Here is a 4,647-nt window from a genome sequence, read left to right as displayed (position 1 = left end):
GAGCCTGAAGGGCTTGCTCCGCCAGGCTTCCGGGACGACCCGGTCGTCATCGTCATCGAAGTCCTCAGCATCCCGTGCGCCCACGTCGTCGTCGTCGTCCGAGCGCGTGGGCTGTCCGCTTTCGCGTACTTCCTGAACATCCATGGCCTGACTCCTGTGTCACAATGCCGTCTGCACGGCGGTGTCGAAGGTCGCCGCGGTCGCCACGCCAGCGCTGTTCCGCTTGAGCATGACGGGATTCGTCAGGCGGAACTGCTGGCAGCCAAGCCTGGTGAAAGACACGCTCAGGCCGTTCGCCAGGAAGGTGAGCAGGTTGTCAGCGGTCGCCGTCACCGGCGACTGGCCGGTGACGAGCAACTTCTGGTTGGCCGCCAGGAACGGCGTCTGGATGTCGACGAGGTTCTGGCAGTACATCGCCGGGCTGCTGGACTTGTCGGTCACCGCACTGACGGGGGCCTGGCCGAGTTCCTCTCGGTACAGGTCGGTCTTTGCCGGGTCGGGCTCGCCGCCGTCCATTACCACCTTGTCGTTCTCCGGCACCAGCGCCGCGGTCTTCGGCTGATACGCGCCCGCCGCTATCTCGTCCAGCGCCTCGGAAAAGGCCGGCGCGTTGAAGTTGGACAGGTCGGGCGCCTTGAACGGGGTGCACCCGAGGATCGGGTCGACGTACTGGTCAAGCACGGCGTTTGCGCTGTTGCCCTGCAGCAGCGTCGCCCCTGCGACGTAACCCCGGTACGCCCCGTTGTCCTGCGCCGTCTGGCCGGTGAGCGGGTTGAGCAGGTAGGTGGTGGTCACGCTTTCGCCCAGGCCCAGGCCGGCTACCTCGAAGTTGCTGATGACCGGGCACGACCGGCCCGTGCCCAGGTCGCCGCCCGACGGGACGATCGCGCTCGAGGTACCCGGGGACGGCACCTTGAGCAGTCCCTTCCGCTCGGCCTGCCGCACCGCGTTGAAGAAGTTGACCCCGTTGCAGAACGACGTCTTCCCGAAGGCCGACCGCGCCTGGCCGCTGACGCAGTGGGCATCCGCGAGCGTGGTCGGGGTCGCCCCCACCTGGACCAGGTCCGTGCCGTTGAATCCGAAGTCGATCGTCACGACCGCGTCCGCCGGGATCACGGGCAGAAGGAGCTTCATGCCCGGCGTGTCCGGCCTGGTGCCCTGCGTGATCACGAGCGGCTCATAGACCGACAGCGCCCCGGTGGCCGGGTCCAGGATCGTGGCCTGGACGAAGGCCCCCAGCTTCGCCCCGTTGCTCATCTCGCACCCCGACTGCGCCGGCGTCATCCCGTTGGGACCGGTAAGCCGATAAGGAGTAGCGAGCCCCTGCGCGCTCAGCGGGTTAGCCGGGACGATGATGTCACAGGTGGTATTGGACTTCATGCCCGCCGCTGGAGCAGCCGTCGCCAACGCCGCGGCGATATTGGTGGCAGTCGGGGTCACATAAGTGCCGAGAGGGATCTGGGTAAGACCTGAGTTGCTCGTGCCCGACTGGAACGCGAGCACCACTCCGATCACCAGCCCCAGCACCGCGGGAACGGCAAGCTGCCCCGCAACGCGCGACATGCCCCTTTCCTGCATACGGCGCCGCCATGCGGACCGACGCTCGCTATGCATGCAATCCACCTCCACGTCCGCCGTTCCGCTCTTAGAGGCATAGATTAGACGAGCCAGGCGGCATGACGCGGGAAATTCGGAAGTTCTACTTCTAACGCCTCAGATGGAGCGCGTGATCGTAAGGTGATAGTGGAGTGATGGTCCTGAGATACGCCATAGCAAACGTCTGGGATTACTCCTCTGGTGACCGAACGCGATCATTTAATTACATATCTATAACAAGCCCGCGTACGCCTTCGCCTAGTGGTACCCTGTCGGCCGACGCCTCGTCAGGCCCTCGCCCGCATGAGGACTAAGTCCAGGTAGCTGGTCCTTTTCCGGAACGCTGAACCAGCCGGGCCGATCCGCCGTTAAATGGATGTTACCTCCTCGTGATGCGAGGTCAGCCCGCCATAGACGCGGCGGTCACGCAGGGTAGCGAAAGGTTGGGAAGATGCTTAGACTGCTGGCTTTTACCCTACCTTTGTGCCTTGACAACTTTGCTATCGCATTCGCCGTCCTGGGGCAAATTCGGCTGACGCGCACGCAGTTGCTGCGCGTCACAGTGGTATTTATCGCATTCGAAGCCATAATGCCGCTGATCGGATTGGCACTGGGGACGCCGCTGATTCACCTGATCGCCGGCCCCCCCCATATAAACATCGACCCTTACCAACTCGGTAGCCCTACCGAGCTCAGGGAACTTCAGCTGGCCTATCGCTCCCACCTAGCCGACCAGATCGACCTGACCTTCATCGGCCGGTATATCGTCCCGCTCGTCGTGCCGGTGATCGTCGGCGTCATCGGCATCCTGATGCTGGACGAGGCCTTCAACGACGACGATGACGACGACGAGGCGGAGAAGGCGAGAGCGCTGGTGGCAGCGCGCGGTCGCGCCATCATCGGGCTCGGTCTCAGCATCAGCGTGGATGAACTGATCGTGGGCTTCACAATCGGCTACAGCCAGTACTTCACCACGGTCGAGGCCATCACCGCCATCGTCGTCCAGTCGTTCCTGGCCCTCATGGCCGGCCTGTACTTCGGCCGGAAGGTGCGCGATGGAAAGCTCCGGATCAGCGTGGAACGCGTCTCCACCGGCACCAAGCTGATAGCGGGCGGCATTCTTGTCACGCTGGCGGCCGTCCTCCTGGTCGGCCCCCCGCTCGCCAACCACGCCTTCCCCCACTTCATCCACTCCGTCTTCCCCCACAAGGTCAAACCCGCGTCGGCGCCCACGGCGGTCACCACCAACCTGCCGGGAGCCGACGGATAAGACGCCGGCGGAGGCCTCGGTGCCCAGGCGCCAGGACTGGCACTGCGGGTCGGCGTAGAAGCGGCGGCATCAGCCAGATAATGGCCGCGCTGAGGATGACGGAGAGGACGAGCAGCCAGCATGCCTCGATTTACTGGAAGCTCCAGAACCGATTGGCGGGCATGCTGGAAGGCACCAGAAGGTGCCATTTGGATAACGGGGCGGGATCCTCGTAAAGGATCGCCCGCGGGTGCCGGGACGCAGGCCTGGCGAGCGTGGCCGCTGCACCGCGCCCTTGTCACCGACGAGGCGTTCGCGCCGCCAGATTCCGCCCGGCCGTTCTCCGTTCACACGGGCTGGATCGAGTCCAATTGGCCGGTGCCCGCACCACCGGGCGCCTGAAGCCCGATGCACCGGAACCTGTTACTTCCTCGGTCGCGTAAACCGACTGCGAGAAGGCCTCCACCGCGCTCTGGCACCGCGCCAGCATGGCGGCCGCCTTCTGCCCCGCTCATCGGGAGCCGTCTCCGGGAGCACCCACACGCTGGTGACCAGCGTGGTGGCGCCGACGGCCCGCAGGCGGGCCAGGGGCTCGACGCCGAGCTCGGGAGCTGGGTCAGGATAAGAAGCCAGCTTGACGGGCAGCCGTCCGCGTCCATTGATATGCAACACCTGTTCCACGCATAGCACGCCGCCGAACAGGCTAAATATTACAAGTGGCTTACGTGTGGCAGGTCGGGTTGCTAATCCTGAAAGGAGCGTGACGGATCATTTAGCTGCAACACGTGTTACTGATTTCGGCAAACTGTACAGCAACACTTGTTACAAGCTATAGGTCAGAGCCTTCTTTCACGGAACTCCTTGACAGCCTTGACGTGCTATTTTACGCTTCTCACGCCTCGCGACCGAACATATCTCGGACAGATAACACTCGCCTCGCGAGGAGAAAGCAACCCCGTATTCACCGGGAGCGGCCACAACAGAAACGGAAGGAAGAAGTATGGGTAGTTGGCTTCTACTAGGTACCGACAGCCTGATCGCGTGCATCGCGGTCGGCCCGATCATGAGCCGGCGGCTGTCCGTGCTCGTTCCGTTCGCGCTGCTCTTCGGAGTCGGTGACGGGCTTGGCTACCTGCTCGGCTGCGCCCTGCACTGGTCGTTCCCGGACAATCTCAGCTTCCTCGCGCCGGTGGTCGTCGCCGTCATCGGCGTCTACTGGATCGCGGTCGCCCTCGTCTCGAGGAAAGCGGCGGCTGCGGAGGAGAATCCCAAGGCACACTGGGGCGTGTGGGTCCTGCCGTGGCTACTGAGCCTCGACAACATCACCTACGGCACGGTCGACGGCGTTTCCCATGGCGCCTCGATCGGGCTCTCGGCCTTCGAGCAGTTCGCGTCGAGTGCCATCCAGGCCGGCATCGGTCTCGCGATCGGCATCGGGATCGCGTACGCGATCCCGGCGGTGCGGCGCCACATGTGGGTGGCCAACGGAGTCGCCGGAGGCGCCATGCTCGTCGCGGCCGGCGTCCTGTACGTCGTCGGCTGAGCGTTTCGAAGTGAAACCACCGTCCGTTCAGCATGAAATCCTTGAGCTGAACGGACGGTGGTTTCACCTGTCCCGTGCATCGTCCCCGAACGGTGGTATAGAGGCGGTGTGGAGCGCCGAGATCGCTGTCGAGTCGGCCGCCTGCGCGCGGGGGCACTGGCCGCCGTGTTCGCCGTGGCGGCCGCTGGCTGCTCAGGGTCGGCTAGCTCAGCGCCGTCCAGGCCGGCGACCCCGGCAGCGCCACCGCTGACAGCGGCAC

General features: G+C 64.6%; 3 protein-coding genes. 2 read left to right on the top strand and 1 reads right to left on the bottom strand.

The features are described from left to right. Positions 1–159 precede the first annotated feature (159 nt). Positions 160–1,563 (bottom strand): hypothetical protein, encoded by a 1,404-nt coding sequence (locus tag WA805_RS11650; protein WP_425242346.1) that lies wholly within the window; start codon positions 1,561–1,563, stop codon positions 160–162. A gap of 484 nt (positions 1,564–2,047) precedes the next feature. Between WA805_RS11650 and WA805_RS11645 the strand changes: the two genes are divergently transcribed. Continuing rightward, entirely contained in the window at positions 2,048–2,866 is an 819-nt protein-coding gene (locus WA805_RS11645; RefSeq protein ID WP_422288720.1) for a manganese efflux pump, read from the top strand. Positions 2,867–3,845: 979 nt separating this feature from the next. Continuing rightward, a complete protein-coding gene (locus WA805_RS11640; RefSeq protein ID WP_422340995.1) occupies positions 3,846–4,388 on the top strand; it encodes a hypothetical protein in 543 nt (180 codons plus the stop codon). The last annotated feature ends 259 nt before the right edge of the window (positions 4,389–4,647 follow it).

Source organism: Trebonia sp., from assembly GCF_049794275.1.
Taxonomy (GTDB): domain Bacteria; phylum Actinomycetota; class Actinomycetes; order Streptosporangiales; family Streptosporangiaceae; genus Trebonia.
This window is presented reverse-complemented; position numbering and strand designations above follow the sequence as displayed.

What these genes read in the sequence shown, in the direction of transcription:
- WA805_RS11640 (WP_422340995.1), top strand. Translation starts at nt 3,846, where the DNA reads ATGGGTAGTTGGCTTCTACTAGGTACCGACAGCCTGATCGCGTGCATC.
- WA805_RS11650 (WP_425242346.1), bottom strand. Translation starts at nt 1,563, where the DNA reads ATGTCGCGCGTTGCGGGGCAGCTTGCCGTTCCCGCGGTGCTGGGGCTG.
- WA805_RS11645 (WP_422288720.1), top strand. Translation starts at nt 2,048, where the DNA reads ATGCTTAGACTGCTGGCTTTTACCCTACCTTTGTGCCTTGACAACTTT.